Origin of the sequence: Streptomyces sp. NPDC058650 (assembly GCF_042717315.1) — a bacterium.
In the GTDB taxonomy this organism is placed as follows: domain Bacteria; phylum Actinomycetota; class Actinomycetes; order Streptomycetales; family Streptomycetaceae; genus Streptomyces.
Window position 1 is genome coordinate 1 of the sequence record NZ_JBHXRL010000017.1, and the last position, 20,301, is coordinate 20,301.

Below are 20,301 nucleotides of genomic sequence, written 5' to 3' on the forward strand. Positions count from 1 at the left end.
CGGCGGGGGGGTTCACCGGGGTCCCGGGCGCCGGGGGGGCCGCCCCCCCCCCCCCCCCCCCCCGCCCCCCGGGGGGGGGGGGGGGGGGCCCCCCCCCCCCCCCCCGACCACCGGACACAGAGGAACGATGACCGCTCGACAGGTGACCATCGAGGACGTCGCACGCACGGCGGGCGTCTCCCGGCAGACCGTCTCGAACGCCCTCAACGCCCCCCACCGGCTCCGTGCCACCACCCTCGCCCGGGTCACCGCCGCCATCGACGAACTCGGCTACCAGCCCGACCAGTCCGCCCGCAGTCTGCGCACCGGCACCCGCAAGGTCATCGGGTATCCCGCACCCGCCGACAATCCCGCCGACCCCAACCCCCTGATGGGCGGCTTCCTCCAGGCGCTCGTGAGCGCCGCCGACGCCGTCGGTCACCGCATCCTGCTGTTCCGCTGCGACCCCGACCAGGGCGCCGGCGCGGTCGCCAAGTCCTTCCACGGGCTGATCGCTGCCCGCCAGGTCGACGGGTTCGTCCTCTCCGACGTCATTCACGACGACCCCCGCGTCGACGTGCTCGCCGAGGCCGGCTTCCCGTTCGCCGCCTTCGGCCGCACCGCCCCCGGCCGCCCGCAGAACTGGGTGGACATCGACTCGGCCGCCGCCACCGCCGCCCTCGTCGCCCTCCTCCTCGAACAGGGCCACCGCAGGATCTGTTACGTCAACTCCGCCGCCTCCCTGCCCTGGCTCGCCGACCGCCGGGCGGGCCTGCTCCAGGCCGCGGCCGCCGCACCCGACGGGGCCTTCGAGGTCGGCGTCCCCGGTGACGACCCGGCCGCCCTCTCCCACGCACTCCAGCGCCTGCTCGTCGGCCCCGACCGTCCGACGGCCCTGGTCTGCGCGAACGACTGGCTCGCCCTGACCGCCTACCAGGCCGTCCGGGCCGCAGGCCTCACGGTCGGCGCCGACGTCGCCGTCACCGGCTTCAACGACATGCCGCTCTGTACGGTGCTCCAGCCCGCCCTCACCAGCATGCGGCTGCCCCTGTCCCGTATCGCCCACGCCCTGGTCGACCGGCTGATCACCGCCGTCGAGGACCCCACGGCCACTCCGACGAGCGGACTGCTGCTCCCGGCGGAGCCGGTCGTACGCGGCAGCACACCGGAGCGGTAGGCACCTACGGGTGCGCCGCCGTGCCGCCACCCGGCCCGACGGTGGCGGGGACGCGGTAGAACGCGGCGGCGTTGCCCCACAGCACGGCGTCGAGATGTTCCTCGCCGACGCTCCGGGCGACGAGGGCGAGGTCGTCGTCGGTGAACGGGCGGCGGGCGCGGGTCGAGGGCAGGTCGGTGCCGACCATGAGGGCGGTGGGGTCGGTCCTCACGATGGCGTTCATGGTCTCGACGGGGTCGAGGTCGACCCGCCCGAACCCCGTGGCCTTGACCTTGACGCCCCGCTCGACCAGGGCCAGCAGGTGGGGGAGCCCGTCGCGGTGCAGACCGAGGTGGTCGATGCTGACGGCGGGCAGAGCGGCCAGGGTCGTGGCCAGGTCCGGCAGGTCCCGGGCGTCGATGTAGAGCTCGGTGTGCCAGCCGGCGATGTCGTGGACGCGGCGGGCGAGACGGTCCAGCTGGTCGAGCGTGGCCGAACCGCCGCGCCGGACGTTGAAACGGACCGCGCGCACGCCCGCGGCGTCGAGGCCGGTGACCTCCTCGTCCGTGACGCCGGCCGGGACCTGGGTGACGCCGACGAAGGCGGGGCCGAGCGCGGCCAGGGCGTCGCGGAGATACTCCTGGTCGAAGCCCTGGAAGGAACCCGACACGACCGCGCCGCCGCGGACCGGGAGTCCGGAGACGCGCTCGCGGTACCGCTCGACGGTGAAGGCGGGCGGCAGATAGCCGTCGTTCTCGATCAGGGGGAAGCGGGGGTCGACGATGTGGAGATGGGCGTCGAAGACGGGACGCCGCGGGGGAGTGCTCGCCGCCGCGCCCACCGGGGTGGCGGCCGGCTCGGGGATCGGTCGCATACGGTCTTCCGCCCTCGTCGTCGTACGTGTCCCGTTCTCTCGGGTATGTGTATCAGCCCGGGACCTCCGATGAGGCGCGCGTCTCGCACGGCCCGGCGCAGTGCCCCGTGAGACGCCGGGACCCGTCTACCCCACCACGACGCGGGGAGTCCGAACAGCGGTGCTCATGAGCGCTTCCCGCCTCCCAGCGCGCGCTTGAGTTCCGCCTTGTTCATCGAGGAACGGCCGTGGAGGTCGCGGCGCTGGGCCTCGGCGTAGAGCTGGTCGTACGTCGGACCTTCGGCGCCGCTGTGGGAGCGCAGACCGCCGCGGCGCGAGGAGGACATGTCCTCGATGGAACTCCGGCTCGCGGTCTTCGACTCGCCCGCCCGGGCCCGTTCCTTGTTGACCGTGCGCGCCGCGATCTCCTCGGCGCGCTCCTCGCCCTCGCCCCGCTCCAGGGCGCTCTCCTTGATGTGCTCGTACTGCCGCTCGCGCTTGGCGTTCGATCCGCGGGGCATGGTCCACACCTCTCCCGTCGTGTGCGTCCGGCTTCTGCTGGGCCCGTGCCCGATTCCCGCCGGTTCATTCGCGGGATGTTCGTCATCACGGAGTCCGGGCAGTCGCCCAGAGGTGGAGAGGTCGAGAGAGGCACTCTCCGAGCGGGAGCACGAAGGTGGCGATATCCATGGCCGAGAGCGGTGACGGCCATCAGGAGCAGGTGCGAAGGCTGGTGCTGTACGGGACGCGGGGCGTGGTGTCCCGGTGCAGGAACTTCACCGCGGAGGCGTTGACCGACTGGGGGTGGATTCCCGCGGAGAGCGAGGAGGCGGGGGAGCGGGTGGAGGACGTGCTGCTCCTCGTGTCGGAGGTGGTCACCAACGCGTGTCTGCACGCGGGTGGTCCGGAGGAGTTGGTGCTGCGGCACGGGGGCGGCCGGTTGCGGGTGGAGGTGGCCGACGCGAGCGCGGAGCATCCGCGTGTCCTGGTGGGCCGTTCGCCCGGGCTGCCGGGTGGGCACGGGCTGATGGTGCTGGAGCGGCTGGCCGGTGCCTGGGGCAGTGAGGCGAAGGGGCCGGGGGCCGTGGGCAAGGTGGTGTGGCTGGAGGTCGATCGTCCGTCCCGTCCACCGTGACGGCCGCTATCGAAGCGGTCGAGCCTCCTGGTCGGAGAATGCCCGCTGAGTCGTGGTTCGACCGGAATCCTCCGGGAAGCCGCAGGAGGCGGGACCGAGCGAGAGAGGAAGGCATCGTGTCGCTCGACGGCAAGCACGTTCTCGTTCTCACGACGAACTACGGGACGGAGCAGACGGAGCTGGAGAAGCCCATGGCCGTACTGCGGGAGGCGGGCGCCCGGGTCACGGTCGCCGCACGGAAGGAGGAGGCCATCCGGACCGTGGTGGCGGACCGCCGGCCGGGGGCTGTCGTACGGCCGGACACCACCATGGCCGGTGTGACGGCGGACGGCTTCGACGCCGTGATCGTGCCCGGCGGCACCGTGAACGCCGACCGGTTGCGCACCGACGGCGAGGCGCTCCGTCTCGTCTCGGCCTTCGCCGCGGCCGGCAAACCGGTGGCCGCCATCTGTCACGGGCCCTGGCTCCTGGTGGAGAGCGGCCTGGCCAGGGACCGCGAGCTGACCTCGTACCCGTCGCTCCGGACCGACGTGGAGAACGCGGGCGGCAGCTGGCTCGACCGGGAGGTCGTCGTCGACACCGGCGGAGGCCATGCCCTGATCACCTCCCGCAGGCCGGGCGACCTCGACGCCTTCGCGGCGGCGATCGTCCGGGCGCTGGACGCCGAGGCACTCCCCTCCGAGGCGGAGCACGCCGCCGCTGGGTCCGGCGCCGGCCGCCGCGGGGAGTGACCATGCGGAGCACCGGAAGCGCGTACTGGACGGAGTCGCCGCCGCCCCGATCCGCCCGCCCACCGCTGGAGGGCGACCTCGCCGCGGACGTGGTCGTGGTCGGGGCCGGGATCGCCGGACTGAGCACCGCCCACGAGCTGTCCCGCGCCGGGCGCGACGTCCTGGTGCTGGAAGCCGACCGGATCGCGGCCGGGGTGACCGGGCACAGCACCGGCAAGCTGACCTCCCTGCACGGGCTGCGCTACGCCGGACTGCGCCGCGGCCACGGCGCTTCGGCGGCGATGGAGTACGCCGACGCCCAGGAGGACGCCCTGCGCCAGGTGGTGCGGCTCTGCGCGGAGCTGGGGATCGACGCGGAGCTCGAACGACGTCCGGCGTACACCTACACCCTCGACGAGACGCGTGCCGAGGAGATCCAGGCGGAGGCGGCGGCCGCCTATGAGGCCGGCCTGCGGGCCGACGCGGTGACCGACACCGGGCTTCCGTACCCGGTCGCCGCGGCCGTCCGGGTCGAGGACCAGCTGCAGTTCCACCCGCGCCGCTTCCTGCTCGGCCTGGCGGACGACCTGATCGCGCGGGGCGTCCGAGTCCACGAAGGGACCCGCGTCACGGGATTGCGGGAGGGCGCCGAATGCCGTCTCGCGCTGGAGGGCGGAGGCACGGTCCACGCCCGTGACGTCGTCCTCGCCACCCACTTCCCGCTCCGCTGTCACACCACCCTGCTGATGCGGCTCTCGGTGCGCCGCGAGCTCGTCGTCGCCGCCCCCGTCGAGGAACGCCACGCCCCGTACGGCATGTACGTGACCACCGACGACGGCATCCGGTCGGTGCGGACCGCCCCGCTGGGCGAGGGGCGGCGGCTCCTGATCGTCGCGGGCGAGGCGTACGAGCCGGGGAGCGGTGGGGTGCGCGAGCGGTTCGCGCGCCTGGAGGGCTGGGCGGGCGGCCACCTGCCGGGCTTCGCCGAGGCGCCGTCGGTCCACCGGTGGGCGGCCCAGGACGTCCATACGTCCGACGGCATGCCCTGCGTCGGCCATGAGCATCCCGACACCCAACACGTCTACATCGCCACCGGGTTCGGAGGGTGGGGGCTCAGCAACGGCGTCGCCGCGGGCCGCCTGCTCACCGCCCATCTGACGGGCGCGCCCCGCCCGGCGTGGACGGAGCTCGTCGATCCGCGCCGGAGGCTGCCCGTGCACGAGCTGTTCGGGGTCGCACGACGTCAGTCCACGGTGGCCCACCACTACGCGGCCGGCCTGCGGACCGGTCGGCGCTGCACGCACATGGGCTGTGAGCTGGGCTTCAACGAGGCGGAGGAGACCTGGGAGTGCCCCTGCCACGGATCACGCTTCGCGCGGGACGGCACGGTGCTCCAGGGCCCGGCCACCCGTGCGCTGGAGGACTGACATCCGGTGGATTCGGGAGCCGGCCGGGGGTCACCCGACGGGGTGGCCCCCGCTGTCCGTCTGCCCCGCCTGGCTGGAGAACTTGTTCAGGAAGACGTCGTACCGTCCGTCGTCGCGCCGGGCGAGCGTCGCGCCGTCCTGCCAGATCCCGTTCTCCTCCCACCACTGGGAGCCCGCCGGATCGCCCTGGTTCTGGTGGATGTTGTGCATGCCGAGGTCACCTTCGAGATCGTCGGTGAACGGCTCGCCGAAGACGAGGACCCGCTGCCCCGGCACCAGTACCGCCTCCAGCGCGGCGGCGGCGTCGATGTTCGACCCGGCGTGCCACGGTCGCGAGCCCAGCAGGTCCAGGAGCTCCTGGAGCCAGGACGGCGGGCGACGCTGGAACAGGACACCGGTACGGTCCACCAGCTCCGGATGGCGCAGATAGTCCAGGGCGCCGGAGCCGGGGGTGGCGGCGAGATCGTGGTAGCCCGGGGCGAGCGCCGCGGCCGGGCCGAGCGCGGCGGCGTCCACGGTGAAGGTCTTCCACTGCACCCCCACGTTGGACTTGTGGCTGTCGACGTCGACGGCGCAGTGGTAGCGCCCGTCGGGGGCGTCCACCTCCAGGTTGATGTGGAACCAGCGGCCCTGGTTGTCGGGCTCGTCGCGGTAGTGGCGGTAGAGGGTTCCCGTGAGCACGCCGTAGTGAGGGAAAGGCATACCGCCAGTGAAGCACCCTCCGTCACCTCCCGCACTGTTTCAGTGACGCGGGGTAATCGGACGCGTGTCTGGATGCACGTCGCTGACCACGGAAAACGCAGGTGAAGAGCACCCCGAGGTGCTGGTAGATTGATCTCTGTCGCCGCGGAGGTCACTCCGCGTCACGACACACACCTGGTCCAAGTGGCGGAATGGCAGACGCGCTAGCTTGAGGTGCTAGTGCCCTTTATCGGGCGTGGGGGTTCAAGTCCCCCCTTGGACACCAGATCATCCCCTCCCGTCGGGCCGGCCGCGGCCGGCCCGACAGAGGAAGCCCCGGGCCGGGTCAGGCCAGGAACACCGGCAGGTCGAACAGGTCGTTCTGCGTCACGACCGGCTTGTTCCGCAGCTCTTCGCGCGGTACCGCGAGCCGCAGCTCCGGGAAGCGCGCGTACAGCGCGGGCAGCGCCACCAGGGCCTCAAGCCGGGACAGCGCCGCACCCGGGCACACGTGCGGACCGTGGCCGAAGGAGATGTGCCGGTTGGGCGTGCGGGTCACGTCGAACGCGCCCGCCGTCGTACCGTGCTGCTCCTCGTCCCGGCCGATCGCGCCGAACGACACGATCAGCGCGTCACCCTTGGGCAGGACCCGGTCGCCGACCTCGATGTCCTCGCTCGCGAACCGGATCAGTACGTGCGAGGTGGGCGTCGACCAGCGCAGCGTCTCCTCGATGACGTTCTCCCACGGCACCTCGCCCTTCAGCACCAGGGCGCGCTGCTCGGGGTGGGTCTCCAGGGCGACGACCGCGTTCACGATCAGGCTGATCGTCGTCTCGTGACCGGCCGCCACCATCAGCTGGAGCGTGTTGGTGATCTCCTCCGTGCTGAGCCGGTCGCCGCCCTCCGACGCCTCGATCAGCGCGCTGGTGAGGTCGTCGCCGGGCTCCTCGGTCCGCGCCGCCACGATCCCCGAGAAGAGGGCACCGAGGTCCGCCATCATCTGCGGCACCTCCTCGGGCGGCGTCTGCGTCGAGAAGAACTTGTCGAAGAGGGCCTTCATGCGGGGGTGGTCGGCCTGGTCGACCCCCATCAGCCCGCTGACCACGTTCATCGGCAGCGGGTACGCGAACTCCGCCTTCAGGTCCACGACCTCGCCGGCCGGCCGCTCCGCGAGCCGGTCGAGGCTCTCGTTCGTGAGGTCCTCGATGCGCGAGCGCAGCCGCTCCACCCGGCGTGCCGTCAGCGCCTGCGCGACGAGCGTGCGCAGCCGGCGGTGCTCCTCGCCGTCCACGGTGAGCATGGACTTGCCGGGGTTGGCCAGACCGATCAGGGGCCAGTCCATGGGTATCTCGCCGCGCTGCCAGGCGCCCCACACGTCGATGTCCTTGACCAGGCGGGCATCGGTGAGCAGCTTCCGGGCCTCGGCGTGGCGGGTGACGGACCAGCAGGGCACGCCGCCGGGCAGGACGACGCGGGCCAGCGGGCCCGCCTCGCGCAGGCGGGCGCTCTCGGCGTCGAGATCGGCGACGAAGGGGTCGAGGACGATCACGTCGGCGTCGGGCGCGGCGGTGTGGTCGTACGGGCAGCTCATGCGAAGGCTCCAAGGGCGGGGGTCGGGGTGTACGTCACGGGGAGCGCGGTGAGGCCCCGCAGCCAGGGGGACGGGCGGCGGGTGAGGCCGTCCTCCGCCACCGCGAGGTCCACGTCCGGCAGTCGGTCGAGGAGTACCTCGATGCCTGTCCGGGCGATGGTCTCGGCGACTTCCTGCGCCGGGAAGGGGCAGCGGTGTTCGCCGTGCCCGAAGGAGAGGTGGGCGTTGTTGCCGCCGGTGAGGGCGCCGGAGTCGGCCCGGACGTGCGGGTCGGAGTTGGCGCCCGCGAGGCCGAGGAGGACCAGGTCGCCGCGGCCGATGCGGCGCCCGCCGAGGTGGGTGTCGCGGGAGGCCCACCGGCCGGCGACGTTCTGGGTGGGGGTGTCCTCCCAGAGGACCTCGTTCATCGCCTCGCCGACGCTGTGGCGGCCGCCGGAGAGGGAGGCCGCGAACCGGTCGTCGGTGAGCATGAGGCGCAGCGAGTTCCCGATCCAGTCGGCGGTGGGCTGGTGACCGGCGGCCATCATCACCATGAGGTCCTGGGCGACCTCCTCCACGGTGAAGCCGGCGGTGTTGGCGATCATGCGCGAGGCGACGTCGTCGCCGGGCGTCTCGGCCTTGGCCGCGAGCAGCGCGAACATGGACTCGGCGAGGTGGCGCTGGCCCTCCAGGGCGCCCTCCTGGCCGTTGATCATGTCGTTCAAGGCGGTCACCAGGGCCGGGCCCTGCTCGTCGGCGAAACCGTAGATGCTGGCGAGGACGCGGACCGGCAGCAGCATCGCGTACTCGGCGATGATGTCGCAGGCGCCCTTGCCGCAGAGCCCGTCGATGAGTTCGTCGGCGAAGCGCTCGGCCCGTTCCTTCAAGGTGAACGGGTCGACGGCCTCCAGCGCGTCGGAGATGACGCCGGCGCGCTCGCGGTGCCGCTCGCCCACGGTGTAGAGGATGGACGGCTGCTTGCGGCCGATCATGGGCAGCAGCGGCCAGTCCGCCGGGATGGCGTCCCACTGGTTCCACAGCTCGGAGTCGCGCGAGAAGAGGACCGGGTCGCTGGTGACCTGGTGCAGCTCGCGGTAGCCGAGGACCAGCCAGGCGGGCACGTCGCCGTCGAGCACGACCGGGGCGACGGCGCCGTGTTCGCGCCGGATCCGCCGGTACAGCTCGACGGGGTCGGTCTGGAACGCGGGGCCGCTCAGGGGGACGGGCGGGTGCGAGGGCTGGGTCGCGGGGTGGGTCACGGGGTGGGCTCCGGGATCGGCTGCGGGGTCTGCTGCGGGTCCGAGGGGACGAGGGTCTTCAGGTGCTCGACGAGCGAGATGAGGACCTGCTTGCCGGACTCGCGCGACCGGGCGTCGCAGAAGACCAGCGGGACCTCGTCGGCGAGGTCGAGAGCCTCGCGGATCTGGGCGGGGGTGTGGGTGGGCCCGCCGAAGTCGTTGCAGGCCACGACGAACGGCGTGCCGTGGTGTTCGAGCCGGTCGACGGCGTACCAGGAGTCGGAGAGCCGTCGGGTGTCGACGAGGACGACGGCACCGAGCGTGCCGGTGAAGAGCCGGTCCCACAGGAACCAGAACCGCTCCTGGCCGGGGGCGCCGAACAAGTACAGGACGTTGCGCGCGTCGAGGGAGATCCGGCCGAAGTCGAACGCCACGGTGGTGGCCTTCTTCGCGGCGACGCCGACGGTGTCGTCGATGTGCTCGCCGGCCTGCGTCATCGTCTCCTCGGTGTTCAGCGGACGGATCTCGCTGACCGAGCGGACCAGGGTGGTCTTGCCGACTCCGAAGCCGCCGACGATGACGATCTTCAGTCCGTTGTCGGCGGTGCTGTGCAGGGTCTGACGTGGTCGCGGTTCAGAGGCTACGGAGTCCAACGAGCACCTGCTCCAGGATGTCGTGATCGGGAAGGCGGTACGAAGGCCGGGGGTGTCGTGCGCTGATCCGGCCGGTGTCGTGCAGGTCGGCCAGGAGGATCCGCGTGATCGACACGGGCAGGCCGAGCCCGGCCGCCACCTCGACCACCGCCGTGGGGAACCGGCACATGCGCAGGATCGCGGCGTGCTCGGACTGCATGCCCGGGACCGGGTCGCTCTCGGCGACCACCAGCGTCACCACGTCGAAGGCGTCGGATCCGGCGCGCGTACGCCCTCCGGTGACGGTGTAGAGGCGGTCGGGCGAGTCGTCCCGGCCCGGCCTGACCCGCCTCATCCCCGGGGCCTGGCGACGAGGTGCTCGCCCAGCTGCTCGACCAGTTCCGTCATGTTGTGGCCCACGAGTCCGGCGTCGGCGTCCTCGTCGGCGACGAGGGCGAGGTGGGCGCCGTCGCCCGCCTCCACGATGAAGAGGATGCCGCCGTAGAACTCGGCCATCGCGGAGCGGACCCCGCCCGTGCCGTCGCCGAACTCGACGGAGGCACCGTGCGACAGGCTCTGGATGCCCGCGGAGATCGCGGCGAGCTGGTCGGCCTGGTCGACGGAGAGCTCGGAGGTACGGCAGAGCTTGAGGCCGTCGCGGGAGAGCACCAGGGCGTGACGGGTGCCCGGGGTGCGTTCCAGCAGGCCCTCCAGGAGCCAGCTGAGCTTCTCGTCGGTGGTGGTGCCGGTCATCGCGGATTGCCTTCCGAATACGGGGAGTTCGCGGACGCCGACGTGTGCGGTGCGGCCGCCGGGTCCTGGGGGTCGGACGGTACGGGTGTGCCGGCCGGCTGCTCATGGGCGGCCCGGCCTCCCGCGCCGCGCACGGCCCGGTGGAAGCTGCCGAAGCGCGGCGGGGCCCCGGGGGCGGCCGCGCCGGTGCGCGGAGCCTCCTGACCGGTCTCCGCCGGGGTCTCCCCGCTCTTGAGCTGGGCGGCCAGGGTCTGTCCGCGGCGGCGGCGCGGCAGGATGATTCCGTCCGGCTCGCCCGCGTCGCTCTCGCCCGCGTCGCCCTTGACGGCCGTGGCGGTGGCCGTGGCCGTGTCGTGGACGGTCTCGGGCTCGTGGACGGGACGGGGGGTGGCCGGGGTGGCGGGGGGCGTCCGGTCGGGGGTCGGTGCGGTCACCCCGCGGCCGGCCACCGGGAGCTGCGGCTCGCCGGACGAGCCGGTCGGTTCCTCGGGCGCGCGGCTGATCAGTTCCTGCGGCACCATCAGCAGGACGCCGGTGCCCCCGCGTGCCGAGGGGCGGAAGGACACGGTCAGGCCGTGCTTGCGCGCCAGCCGGCCGACCACGTGCAGGCCGAGGCGGGTTCCGGAGAGGCCGGCCAGGTCCGGGGCGGCCGCTCCGACGGCGGCCTCCGCGCGCCTCAGCTGCACGTCGCTCATCGCCAGGCCGCTGTCCTCTACGGTGATGACGAGGCCGGCCGGCACCTCCTCCACGTACACGTGCACTTCCGCGTTGGGCGGAGAGAAGTTCGCGGCGTTGTCGAGGAGTTCGGCCAGGGCGTGCATGATGCCCTCGGCGGCGTGACCGGTCACCGCCGCCTCGCTGCCGGAGTGCAGCCGCACCCGCTGGTAGCCGCCGATCCGGCCCATGGCGCCGCGCAGGATCGATTCCATGACGATCGGGCGCGTCCACCGCCGGCCAGACCGGGCTCCGGTCAGCACGGCGATGGAGTCCGCGAGCCGGCCGGCCTGGGCCGTGCGGTGGTCGAGGTGGAGGAGGTCGGTGAGGACGTCCTCGTCGGCGTGCCGGTGCTCCATGTCCCGCAGGTCGGCCATCATGCTCGTGGCCAGGGCCTGCATCCGTCCGGCCGCGTTGGCGGCGGCGGCCATGGCCGCGGACCGGGCGGACTCCGCGCGGCGCAGCCTGCCCTCGAGGCGGTCGACGTCGGCCGCCCGCGCCGCGACGAGCCGATCCGTCTCGGCCCGGTGCGACCATACGAGCTCCTCCGTCCGGGCCGCGTGACGGGCGGCGGTGGCGGTGGCCTCCGCCTCGTACCGTTCCTTGAGCGCCGCCGCGTCGCGCTCGGCGGTGTCCTTGAAGCGGCCGACGTAGGCCTCCCGGGAGGCGAGTTCGGCGGCGAGGACCTCCGCGCGTCGACCGAGCGCCCGCGAGGTGCGGGTGTACCAGGTGACGGCGAAGGCCGCGGCGGACAGCAACAGGACTCCGCACACGGCGAACCAGCCGAGCGCGGGGCGGACCTCGGTCGGTGCGGCGGTCGTCGCCGCCACGGCGAGCGCACCCCCCGCGGCGAGTGTCAGCAGCGAGGCGATCAGGGCAGGGCGGAACGGGGTGGATGACGCCGACATCAACCAGACTCTCGAGAGCAGGCACACGGGGAAGAGGTTGAACGACGGAACTATAGAACCGTTCTTGATCAGTTCGGAACTCTTGTGATCGGATTGGCCGTCACGTTTCCCCCGAGTCGGAGCACTTCGGTCAGCGCCGCGATGCTGTGCTCGCCGTGGCCGGCCTCGGCCGCCCGCTCCAGAAGGGCGTTGAGCGGCGCCTCCCATGTCGTATCGACGTGCGCCTCCTCGGCCAGGTCCTCGTCATGGGCCGCTCCCGCGAGGAAGAGGTTCACCGACGAGGCGGCGTCGGTGTAGTCGCCGCTGTCGATCTCCGCCGCGTAGACCGGCAGCAGGGACTTGATCATGTCCAGCCACTTCCCGGCGTACCGGACCATGCTCACCGCCGGGAGGCCGCGCCCCTGGACGGCGGCGGCGCCCTGGAAGAAACCGACGAGCGCGGGCAGGAGCAACGCGCCCACCGCCATCTCGTAGAGCGCGGCGAGGTCGGTCTCGTCCCCGAGATGGACGGTGTCGCCGCCCAGTACCCGCAGCGTCGTTGCGTGCTCCTCGAAGACGCTCCTGTCGCCGCCGTAGTAGAGAAGGGTGTCGGGCGCCCCCACGGCCGAGGGCACGTTCTTGACCGCCCCGGCGAGGAACCGCGCGCCGTGGGCGGTGGCCCAGGTCGCGGTCTCGCGGGCGTCGGCGGGGGAGCCGCTGTTCAGGGTGACGAGGTCGCGTCCGCGCAGCACGCCGGCGGCAGGGGCCAGCGCCCGGAGGGTGTCCTCGAAGGTGGTCAGACAGGTGACGACCAGCGGGCTCGCCGCCACCGCGTCCTCCACCCGCTCGGCCTGGACGGCCCCCTTGGCCACCAGCGGCGCGGCCTTGCCCGGCGTCCTGTTCCACACCGTCGTGGGATGTCCGGCGTCGACGAACGCCTCGGCCAGGGCCCGCCCCATCGAACCCAGTCCGAGCACGGTCACGGGTGTGCGGTCGTTCGCTGTCATGGTGCGCTCCACTCCACGCTCTGTCGGTCTTGCGTTGTTTCGTCTCTTCGCCCGGCGCCGGTCCCTCCATGCTGGGTGGTCACGTACATTCCCTCAAGTACCTACATTTTTGTGAGGTACCTACATTTCTGTTCGGAGGAGGAGTGGATGAAGGGCCGGACCTACACCTGCGGGCTCGACGCCGCCATCGCCGTGATGGGGGGAAAGTGGAAGGGTCTGATTCTTTTCTCGCTCGGTGAAGGGCCCCTGCGTTTCGGGGAGTTACGGCGTGCCGTGCCGGGGATCAGCGAGAGGATGCTCATCCTGCAACTCCGCGAGATGGAGCACAGCGGCCTCGTGCACCGCGAGGTCTACCATCAGGTCCCGCCAAAGGTGGAGTACTCGCTGACCGGGTTCGGCCGGTCGCTCAACACCGCGATGGCGCCGCTCGGCGAGTGGGGCGAGACCCACCTGGAACAGATCGAGGCCATTCCGTGAACGCGCGGCAGCGATGCCGGATCACGTGGGCGGCGAGGCGGGTCGTGTAGTCGGGGAAGACGTCGAGCCGGTTGCCCATCGGGGGAGAAGGCGGCCGGCCTTGGGAACGGTGTGAGGGTCAGGGGCCGACGCGGCGGAGCCGGATCAGGCTGCTGGCGTAGTCGCCCTCCGGAAGGCGCGGGTCGATGCCTCGGCGCACCAGGGCGGCCCCGCTGTGCACGCGGTCCAGGTCCGGGTCGAGATAGTGCGCCTCGGGGTCGAGCGCGGGCAGCCGCACCGGGTCGGGGCGGTGACCGAAGCGGGCCGTGGGGCGCCAGACGAGGAGCGCGTGCTCGCTGTCGTCCGGAGCCGCGTAGTGGACGGCGGTCACCGGTCCGCCCGCGGCGACCCGGTGCTGGTGCCCCCGCTGGACGAGCGGGCGGATCTCCTTGTACCGGGCGACGAGCTCGGCCGTCTCCGCGAGCTCCTCCTCGGACCAGGACGTCAGGTCCCCTCCGAGCCCCAGCGCCCCGGCCATGGAGACATGGAAGCGGAAGCGCAGCGGAGTCCGCCGGCCGGTGGTCGGGTTGGGACTGTCGGTGACCCACGCGGCCATGGCGGCGGCGGGGAAGAGCTGACCGAAACCGTGCTGGATGCCGATCCGGTCGACCGGGTCGGTGTTGTCCGACGTCCAGGCCTGGTCGGTGCGGGCGAGCATGCCGAGGTCGACACGCCCGCCGCCGCCCGCGCACGCCTCGATCCGCAGACCGGGGTGGGTGGCGCGCAGCCGGTCCATGATCCGGTGGACGGCCCGTGTGTGGTCGATCCACAGGCGGTCGGGGTCGGGGTGGCCGCCCCGGCCGGCCTCGGTGAAGGCCCGGTTGGCGTCCCACTTGAGCCAGTCGACGTCGTAGGCGCGCACGAGGTGGTCCAGGGTCCGCTGGGCCCACTCCTCGACCTCGGGCCGGGCGAAGTCCAGGACCAGCTGATTGCGCAGTTCCGTCACGTCGAGCCGGGGCGAGTGGAGGACCCAGTCCGGATGGGTCCGGTACAACTCGCTGTCGCGGTTGACCATTTCCGGCTCCACCCACAGTCCGAAGTCCATGCCCAGGCGGTGCACCTCGTCGGCGAGCGGCCGCAGTCCGCCGGGGAAGGCCTCCGGGCGGGGAGTCCAGTCGCCGAGCCCGGAGCGGTCGTCACGGCGTGTGCCGAACCAGCCGTCGTCCAGGACGAAGAGCTCGGCGCCCGCACGGGCCGCCAGGTGCGCGAGCCGGATCTGCCCGGCCTCGTCGACGTCGAATCCGGTGGCCTCCCAGGAGTTGTAGAGCACCGGCCGGTCCCGTTCCGGCTCCGGCAGCACGTGTCCGCGTACGTACGCGTGCCAGGCGCGGCTGGCCGCGCCGAAGCCGCCGGACGAGTAGAGGCCCGCGTACGTCGGGGTACGAAGGCTCTGCCCCGCGCGCAGGGTCCAACTGGTCCCCTCGTGACCGAAACCACCGGTCCAGGTGGTGCGGCCGACCGGGTCGCGATGGACCGTGACGCGCCAACTCCCGCTCCAGGCGAGTGCGGTGCTCCACACCTCGCCCAGCTCCTCGGTCGCGGTGCCGTCGTCGACGGCCAGCCACGGGCTCGCGTGGTGCCCCGTGAGTCCCCGGCGGCTCGTCAACACGGTCTCGGCCACGGGCAGTCGGTCGTTCTGGAGCTGGAACTCGCTGTTCCAGCCGCCGACCAGATGACTCAGCCGGTAGTCGGCCAGCGGGGGAGCGGTCCAGGAGGCCGAGTCCAGCCGGTCGACGGTGACGGGATCCGGCGGACCGTCCGGCGTCCCGGTGTGGGTCAACTCCGTCCAGCGTTCGACGACATCGGTGTCGGCCCGGACGCGGTAGCAGAGTTCGGCCCGCAGGGGGCGGTGCCGGTCGTCGAGCCGCAGCCGGAGCTCGCCGCCGTCGACGGAGTGGCCGGCGAAGCGCCACTGGGTGCCCCGGGTCCCGTCGGCGTAGCGGACTTGAAGGCCCGCGGGTCCGAAGCGCGCCCCGGTCTGCGGCGCGAGTTCGTCGGGCGCGGCATCGGCCTCGAAGCTGCTTGCGGCGGGGGAGGTGGCGTCGGGGAGTCCGGCGAGGGTGAGGGTGTCGAGTGGTGCGCCCCAGTACAGGTGCCGGGGGCTGCCGTCGGCGCCGACGCGCAGCGCGTACAGGCTGTTCGGCGTGCGCAGGACCGCGAGACCGCGACCGGGATCGAAGGTGATGGGCGGGAGCGTGGCGAGCACGGATGGTCCCCTGACGTGCGGAGGAGGAACAGGCCGGAATCCAGGGCGAGATGGCGGGACAGCGACACCGACGTCGAGTGTCCTGGGCAGGGTGAGGAGGCGGGCTGAGCGTAGGGCGGGGCCGACTTCCAAATCAATACTGGAAGAAGTTATTTATTTGCTCTACGTTGCTCCCGTGTTTCGACATCACTCACAGCCCTTGGTCACCGCACCCGCCGAGACGGCGGTGCTCGCCCTGCTGCTCGCCGAGGGTCCGCTCAGTCGAGTGGAGCTGGCGCGGCGGACGGGGCTCTCCTCGACCGCCGTCACCAAGGCGGCCCGGCCCCTCATCGACGACGGCTACCTGTACGAACTGCCGCCGGAGCGCACCGCACCCGGTGCGGGGAGGCCGGTCAACCCGCTGGCGGTCGCACCGGACAGGGAGTACTTCATCGGGCTGAAGATCACCCTCGGCCGGCTCTTCGGTGCCGTGTGCGATCTGCGGGCCGGCATCCGGGCCACGGCCGTCCGGCCCGTCGGCGAGTGCACCCCCGAGGCCGTCGCCCGCCTCGTCGCCGAGCTCGTCGACGAACTGCTCGACAGCGAACCCGCGTTCCGGGACCGTACGCGTCACCTCGGCGTCGCGGTCAACGGCGACGTGGACCGCGACAGCGGCCTGCTCCGCCACTCCGGACTCCTCGGCTGGCGGGACGTACCGCTCGCGGAACTGCTCGCCGCCTCCACCGGTCTGTCGGTCACCGTCGAGAACGACGTCAGGGCACTGACCGTCGCGGAGCACTGGTTCGGCGAAGGCATCGGCACCGGCCATTTCGCGCTGGTCACCATCGGCGCGGGCATCGGTTCCGCCCTCGTCGTCAACGGGCGCCTGCTCCGGGGTGCCCATGGCGTCGCGGGAGAGGTCGGGCACCTCTGCGTGGACCCGACCGGTCCGCGCTGCTGGTGCGGGGCGCACGGCTGCGTCGAGGCGATCGCCTCGACCGACGCGATCCTCGCAGCGGTCCGCCGCGACACCGGCATCGGGAACCTCACCTTCGGCGAGGTCGTCGACATGGCCCGCGAGGGACATCCCGCTGCCCGCGGGGCCTTCGCCCGGGCCGGAACCGCGATCGGGGTCGGCATCGCCGCACTCGTCAACCTCGTCGGCCCGGAGCGGGTCGTCGTCAGCGGCGAAGGTGTCGACGCCTACGACCTGCTGGGCCGTCACATCCAGGACGCGTACGCGGCGCAGGCCTTCGGGGCGGCGTCCCGGTGCCCGCTGTCGCTGCGCCCGCTCCCCTGGGAGGAGTGGGCCCGCGGCGGCGCCGCCGTGGCCATCCAGGCGCTCTTCCCGCAGTACACGGCCACGCCCACGGCCGGCGCCGGCTGATCGCTCCCGCAGCCGTCACGGACGACTCCCCACCGTCGTGTGCGACTCCCCCTGCCGTCACGCACGACTCCCTGCCGTCACGCACGACTCCCTGCCGTCACGTATGACTCCCCGCCGTCACGTACGACTCTTTGGCCGTCGCCCTCCTCTGCCGGCAAGCACGGACGAAGGCGCCGACCAGGTAGCACATCCGCCCTGCACACACCCTCACAGAAGGACGGGACATGAGCGCACGCAGAACCGAGCTCAGCCGACGCGGATTCCTCACGGGATCGCTGCTCGTCGCCGCCGGGAGTGTCCTGACGACCGCCTGTAGCACCGACCCCACCGGCGGCTCCGCCTCCGGAGCGAAGACCACCCTCAACGTCTGGTACCACGCCTACGGCGAGGCCGGCGCCCAGCAGGCGGTCCTCCGCTACGCCACCGCCTTCACCAAGGCCCATCCGGACATCGCCGTCAAGGTGACGTGGGTTCCCGGCGACTACGCGGGCAAGCTCAACGCGACACTGCTGACCGAAGCCGCCCCCGACGTGTTCGAGATCGGCGACTTCAGCGAGAGCCTCGCCCGCCGGGGCCAGATCGCCGCGCTCGACGAGGTGTACGGCAGCGCGAGAAGCGACTTCAACAAGAACGCCGTGGACGCGGTCGGCGTCGACGGCAAGCTCTACGGCGTCAAGATGATCGACGACGTCATGATGCTCTACTACCGCAGGAGCGTCCTGTCGAAGGCCGGGATCACCCCGCCCACCACATTCGACGGCCTCGTCGCCGCGGCGAAGGCCCTCACCACCAAGAAGAACAAGGGCCTGTTCGTCGGCAACGACGGCCTCGGCGACTCCGCGACCCTCGCCGTCTTCTCCAACGGCGGCGACCTCGTGACCCGCGACGGCAAGGTGGCCTTCGGCTCGCCGCAGGCCCTCGAAGCACTGACCGGACTGAAGCGCCTGCACGACGACAAGTCGCTGCTGCTCGGCTTCACCACCGACTGGTGGGACCCCGCCGCCCTCACCCAGGGCGTCGTGCCGATGCAGTGGGGCGGACTGTGGTCGATGCCGGCCGTCACGGCGGCGCTCGGCGACGACTTCGGTGTGGTGCCCTGGCCCGCCTTCAAGGCCGGCGGCGCCCCCGTCGTCCGGGTCGGCGGCTGGACCAGCTGCGTCAACGCCAAGGGCAGGAACGTGGCCGCGGCCAAGAGGTTCGTCCAGTGGCTCTGGGTGGAACAGGGCGACCTGCAGAAGGACTTCGCCGAGAGCTACGGCTTCCACGTCCCGCCGCGCACGTCCGTGGCGGCCACCGCGAAGAAGCTCTCGGCCGGCCCCGCCAAGGAGGCCGTGGGGCTCGCCCAGAAGTACGGGAAGCACTACCCGGGCACCTGGGACACCGCGGTGAGCAGCGCCTTCAACGCCGCCGCGGCGAAGATCGTCGGTGGGCAGGGCGAACCGGCCGGCCTCCTGGCCGACGCGGTGAAGAAGGCACAGCGCGAGATAGACAAGCAGCTCGGCCGATGAACCCGGCGACCGACCTCACGCTGACGCCCGAACGTGCCGGGCGCCCCGCGGACTCCCCGCGAGGCGCCGGCCGTACCGGCCGTCCCCGTACCGGCCGTCCTGGCATCGGCCGTCCCGGCACCGGCCGTCCCCGCGTCGGCCGGTCCGCCTGGATCGCGTTCGTGGTGCTGACCGCGCCGACGCTGATCGGGCTCGGCGTCTTCAAGTACGTCGCGATCGGCTGGAGCTTCCTGCTCAGCCTCAGCGACGCGCGCGGCACCATCGCCCTCGGCCAGTGGGTCGGACTGGAGAACTACCAAAGGCTCCTGGCCGACGAGGCGTTCCGCGACTCGCTGCTCCAGATCCTCGTGTTCACCGCCTTCATCGTGCCGGTCACCTTCGCCGCCTCCCTCGGGCTCGCCCTGCTCGTGCACCGTGTCCGCCGGGGCCGGGCGCTGCTGCGGACCACCTTCCTCATCCCGGCGGCCGTCTCCTACGTCGCCGCGTCACTGCTGTGGAAGATGTCCCTGTTCAACGGCCTGCCGGCGGGCATAGCCAACACCATCGGCGGCTGGTTCGGAGCGGAACCCGTGGCCTGGCTGCAGTCCTCCTCGCCGCCGCTCTACTGGGTCGTGCTCGTCACCCTGCGCCTCTGGCTCCAGGTCGGCTTCTACATGGTGCTCTTCCTCGCCGGGCTCCAGGCCATCCCCCAGGAGGTCAACGAGGCCGCCGCCCTCGACGGCGCCACCGGCCGGCGGCTCCTGACCAGGATCACCCTGCCGATGCTGCGGAACACCTCCGTCGCCGTCCTGATGCTCCTGTTCATCGCCGCCTTCCAGGCCTTCGACGAGTTCTACAACCTCTTCAACAGCGGGCTCTCCGGAACCGGCACCGCCCCCGTACAGACCCCGCTGGTCCACCTCTACAACACCGCCATGGGAAGCCAGAACTACGGCCTCGGCTCCGCCGGCGCCTTCGTGCTCACCGCCGTCATCGTCGGAGTGACCCTGATCCAGGGGCGGTTCACCGGCTTCGGCAGGAGCGGAGAGTGAGCCACCCGTGACGACACCCGTGATCACCCTGCCCGGACTCTCCCGCGGCGCGCGCCTCCTCGTACGCGGCCTCCTCATCGGCCTGCTGACCGCGGCCTTCCTCGCGCCCTTCTACCTGATGCTCCGCAACTCGCTGATGGACTCGCGGAGTCTGACCGCTCCGGAGTGGACGTGGTGGCCCTCGACCCCGCACGTCGAGAACTTCACCGCCCTGTTCGCCGACCCCACCGTGAACATGGCCCGAGCCCTCGGCAACTCGCTGCTGATCGCCGGCATCACCGCGCCCGTCTCGACGCTCCTCGCGTCCGCCGCCGGCTACGCCCTCGCCCGGATCCCCGTCCCGGGACGCGGTGTGCTGCTCGCCCTGGTGGTGGCGACGCTGATGATCCCCGGCTCGGTCACCTTCGTCCCGACGTTCGTCGTCGTCGGCTCGATGGGCGGCGTCAACACGCTCTGGGGCCTCATCGTGCCCGGTCTCTTCAACCCGTTCGCGGTGCTGCTGTTCCGCAACTTCTACCTCCAGTTCCCGACCGAGATCGAGGAGGCCGGCCGGCTCGACGGCCTCGGCTGGCTCGGTCTGTACCGGCGGATCGCACTGCCGAGCTCCGGAGCCATGCTGGCCTCGCTCGGGGCGCTGTCCTTCATCGACAGCTGGAACTCCTTCCTGTGGCCCCTCGTCATCGGCCAGGACCCGTCCGCCTGGACCGCGCAGATCGCGCTGTCCACCTTCCTCACCTCGCAGACGATCAACCTGCCGGGGCTCTTCGCCGGCGCCGTCGTCACCATCACCCCCCTGGTCGTCATGTTCCTCGTCGCCCAGCGCTACATCGTCGAAGGCATCGCCACCAGCGGCCTCAAGGGCTGACCCGCGGCTCCACAGCCCCGCCCCTCATGAACCGCATCACGAGAACAGGCTCACGACCCCTTCCGTA

20 protein-coding genes and 1 tRNA gene are annotated in these 20,301 nt (G+C 72.1%); 10 read left to right on the plus strand and 11 right to left on the minus strand.

Annotation, left to right across the window (positions count from 1 at the left end):
* Positions 1 to 127: 127 nt before the first annotated feature.
* Positions 128 to 1,156: a LacI family DNA-binding transcriptional regulator gene (locus ACFWWU_RS26425; RefSeq protein WP_384148409.1), complete on the plus strand. Its 1,029-nt coding sequence runs from the start codon at positions 128 to 130 to the stop codon at positions 1,154 to 1,156.
* 4 nt (positions 1,157 to 1,160) lie between these two features.
* Here ACFWWU_RS26425 and ACFWWU_RS26430 read toward each other — a convergent pair whose 3' ends face one another.
* A complete protein-coding gene (locus tag ACFWWU_RS26430; RefSeq protein ID WP_384148411.1) occupies positions 1,161 to 2,009 on the minus strand; it encodes an amidohydrolase family protein in 849 nt (282 codons plus the stop codon).
* A gap of 164 nt (positions 2,010 to 2,173) precedes the next feature.
* A complete protein-coding gene (locus tag ACFWWU_RS26435; RefSeq protein ID WP_384148413.1) occupies positions 2,174 to 2,509 on the minus strand; it encodes a plasmid stabilization protein in 336 nt (111 codons plus the stop codon).
* 167 nt (positions 2,510 to 2,676) lie between these two features.
* On the opposite strand from ACFWWU_RS26435, the gene ACFWWU_RS26440 reads away from it, so the two are divergent.
* From ACFWWU_RS26440 to ACFWWU_RS26450, 3 genes are all read left to right on the plus strand, one after another.
* Positions 2,677 to 3,123, plus strand: a complete 447-nt coding sequence (locus ACFWWU_RS26440) for an ATP-binding protein (RefSeq protein WP_384148415.1) — start codon at positions 2,677 to 2,679, stop codon at positions 3,121 to 3,123.
* Between the two features lie 116 nt (positions 3,124 to 3,239).
* Positions 3,240 to 3,854 (plus strand): type 1 glutamine amidotransferase domain-containing protein, encoded by a 615-nt coding sequence (locus ACFWWU_RS26445; RefSeq protein WP_384148417.1) that lies wholly within the window; start codon positions 3,240 to 3,242, stop codon positions 3,852 to 3,854.
* Between the two features lie 2 nt (positions 3,855 to 3,856).
* Positions 3,857 to 5,260, plus strand: coding sequence for an FAD-dependent oxidoreductase (locus tag ACFWWU_RS26450; RefSeq protein ID WP_384148419.1), 1,404 nt, complete (start codon positions 3,857 to 3,859; stop codon positions 5,258 to 5,260).
* A gap of 30 nt (positions 5,261 to 5,290) precedes the next feature.
* On the opposite strand, the gene ACFWWU_RS26455 is transcribed toward ACFWWU_RS26450, so the two are convergent.
* A complete protein-coding gene (locus ACFWWU_RS26455; protein WP_384148421.1) occupies positions 5,291 to 5,962 on the minus strand; it encodes a DUF2278 family protein in 672 nt (223 codons plus the stop codon).
* Positions 5,963 to 6,139: 177 nt separating this feature from the next.
* On the opposite strand from ACFWWU_RS26455, the gene ACFWWU_RS26460 reads away from it, so the two are divergent.
* Positions 6,140 to 6,227: transfer RNA gene (locus ACFWWU_RS26460), tRNA-Leu, on the plus strand.
* Between the two features lie 60 nt (positions 6,228 to 6,287).
* Here the strand turns inward: ACFWWU_RS26460 and ACFWWU_RS26465 are convergent.
* The 7 genes from ACFWWU_RS26465 to ACFWWU_RS26495 form a co-directional block, all read right to left on the minus strand.
* Entirely contained in the window at positions 6,288 to 7,532 is a 1,245-nt protein-coding gene (locus ACFWWU_RS26465) for a cytochrome P450 (RefSeq protein WP_384148423.1), read from the minus strand.
* On the minus strand, positions 7,529 to 8,770 hold the full coding sequence (locus ACFWWU_RS26470; RefSeq protein WP_384148425.1) for a cytochrome P450: 1,242 nt from the start codon (positions 8,768 to 8,770) through the stop codon (positions 7,529 to 7,531). Before ACFWWU_RS26470 ends, ACFWWU_RS26465 begins: the two co-directional genes overlap by 4 nt.
* Positions 8,767 to 9,402, minus strand: a complete 636-nt coding sequence (locus tag ACFWWU_RS26475) for an ATP/GTP-binding protein (protein ID WP_384148427.1) — start codon at positions 9,400 to 9,402, stop codon at positions 8,767 to 8,769. The genes ACFWWU_RS26470 and ACFWWU_RS26475 overlap by 4 nt, the downstream gene beginning before the upstream one ends.
* Positions 9,383 to 9,736 (minus strand): DUF742 domain-containing protein, encoded by a 354-nt coding sequence (locus ACFWWU_RS26480; protein WP_317601688.1) that lies wholly within the window; start codon positions 9,734 to 9,736, stop codon positions 9,383 to 9,385. Before ACFWWU_RS26480 ends, ACFWWU_RS26475 begins: the two co-directional genes overlap by 20 nt.
* On the minus strand, positions 9,733 to 10,134 hold the full coding sequence (locus ACFWWU_RS26485) for a roadblock/LC7 domain-containing protein (protein WP_055639735.1): 402 nt from the start codon (positions 10,132 to 10,134) through the stop codon (positions 9,733 to 9,735). The genes ACFWWU_RS26480 and ACFWWU_RS26485 overlap by 4 nt, the downstream gene beginning before the upstream one ends.
* Positions 10,131 to 11,756, minus strand: coding sequence for a sensor histidine kinase (locus tag ACFWWU_RS26490; RefSeq protein WP_384148429.1), 1,626 nt, complete (start codon positions 11,754 to 11,756; stop codon positions 10,131 to 10,133). The genes ACFWWU_RS26485 and ACFWWU_RS26490 overlap by 4 nt, the downstream gene beginning before the upstream one ends.
* 68 nt (positions 11,757 to 11,824) lie before the next feature.
* Positions 11,825 to 12,742 carry an NAD(P)-dependent oxidoreductase gene (locus ACFWWU_RS26495; RefSeq protein ID WP_384148431.1) on the minus strand — a complete coding sequence of 306 codons (918 nt, stop codon included), beginning with the start codon at positions 12,740 to 12,742 and terminating at the stop codon, positions 11,825 to 11,827.
* 147 nt (positions 12,743 to 12,889) lie between these two features.
* Between ACFWWU_RS26495 and ACFWWU_RS26500 the strand changes: the two genes are divergently transcribed.
* Positions 12,890 to 13,219 carry a winged helix-turn-helix transcriptional regulator gene (locus ACFWWU_RS26500; RefSeq protein ID WP_384148433.1) on the plus strand — a complete coding sequence of 110 codons (330 nt, stop codon included), beginning with the start codon at positions 12,890 to 12,892 and terminating at the stop codon, positions 13,217 to 13,219.
* Between the two features lie 118 nt (positions 13,220 to 13,337).
* On the opposite strand, the gene ACFWWU_RS26505 is transcribed toward ACFWWU_RS26500, so the two are convergent.
* On the minus strand, positions 13,338 to 15,464 hold the full coding sequence (locus ACFWWU_RS26505; protein ID WP_384148435.1) for an alpha-galactosidase: 2,127 nt from the start codon (positions 15,462 to 15,464) through the stop codon (positions 13,338 to 13,340).
* 199 nt (positions 15,465 to 15,663) lie between these two features.
* On the opposite strand from ACFWWU_RS26505, the gene ACFWWU_RS26510 reads away from it, so the two are divergent.
* The 4 genes from ACFWWU_RS26510 (at position 15,664) to ACFWWU_RS26525 (ending at position 20,234) form a co-directional block, all read left to right on the plus strand.
* Complete coding sequence (locus ACFWWU_RS26510) at positions 15,664 to 16,830, plus strand: ROK family protein (protein WP_384148437.1); 1,167 nt, start codon at positions 15,664 to 15,666, stop codon at positions 16,828 to 16,830.
* A 224-nt stretch (positions 16,831 to 17,054) separates the two neighbouring features.
* Positions 17,055 to 18,338 (plus strand): ABC transporter substrate-binding protein, encoded by a 1,284-nt coding sequence (locus ACFWWU_RS26515; RefSeq protein ID WP_384148439.1) that lies wholly within the window; start codon positions 17,055 to 17,057, stop codon positions 18,336 to 18,338.
* Positions 18,335 to 19,369: a carbohydrate ABC transporter permease gene (locus ACFWWU_RS26520; RefSeq protein WP_384148441.1), complete on the plus strand. Its 1,035-nt coding sequence runs from the start codon at positions 18,335 to 18,337 to the stop codon at positions 19,367 to 19,369. The genes ACFWWU_RS26515 and ACFWWU_RS26520 overlap by 4 nt, the downstream gene beginning before the upstream one ends.
* Positions 19,370 to 19,376: 7 nt before the next feature.
* Positions 19,377 to 20,234 carry a carbohydrate ABC transporter permease gene (locus tag ACFWWU_RS26525; protein WP_384148443.1) on the plus strand — a complete coding sequence of 286 codons (858 nt, stop codon included), beginning with the start codon at positions 19,377 to 19,379 and terminating at the stop codon, positions 20,232 to 20,234.
* Positions 20,235 to 20,301 lie beyond the last annotated feature (67 nt).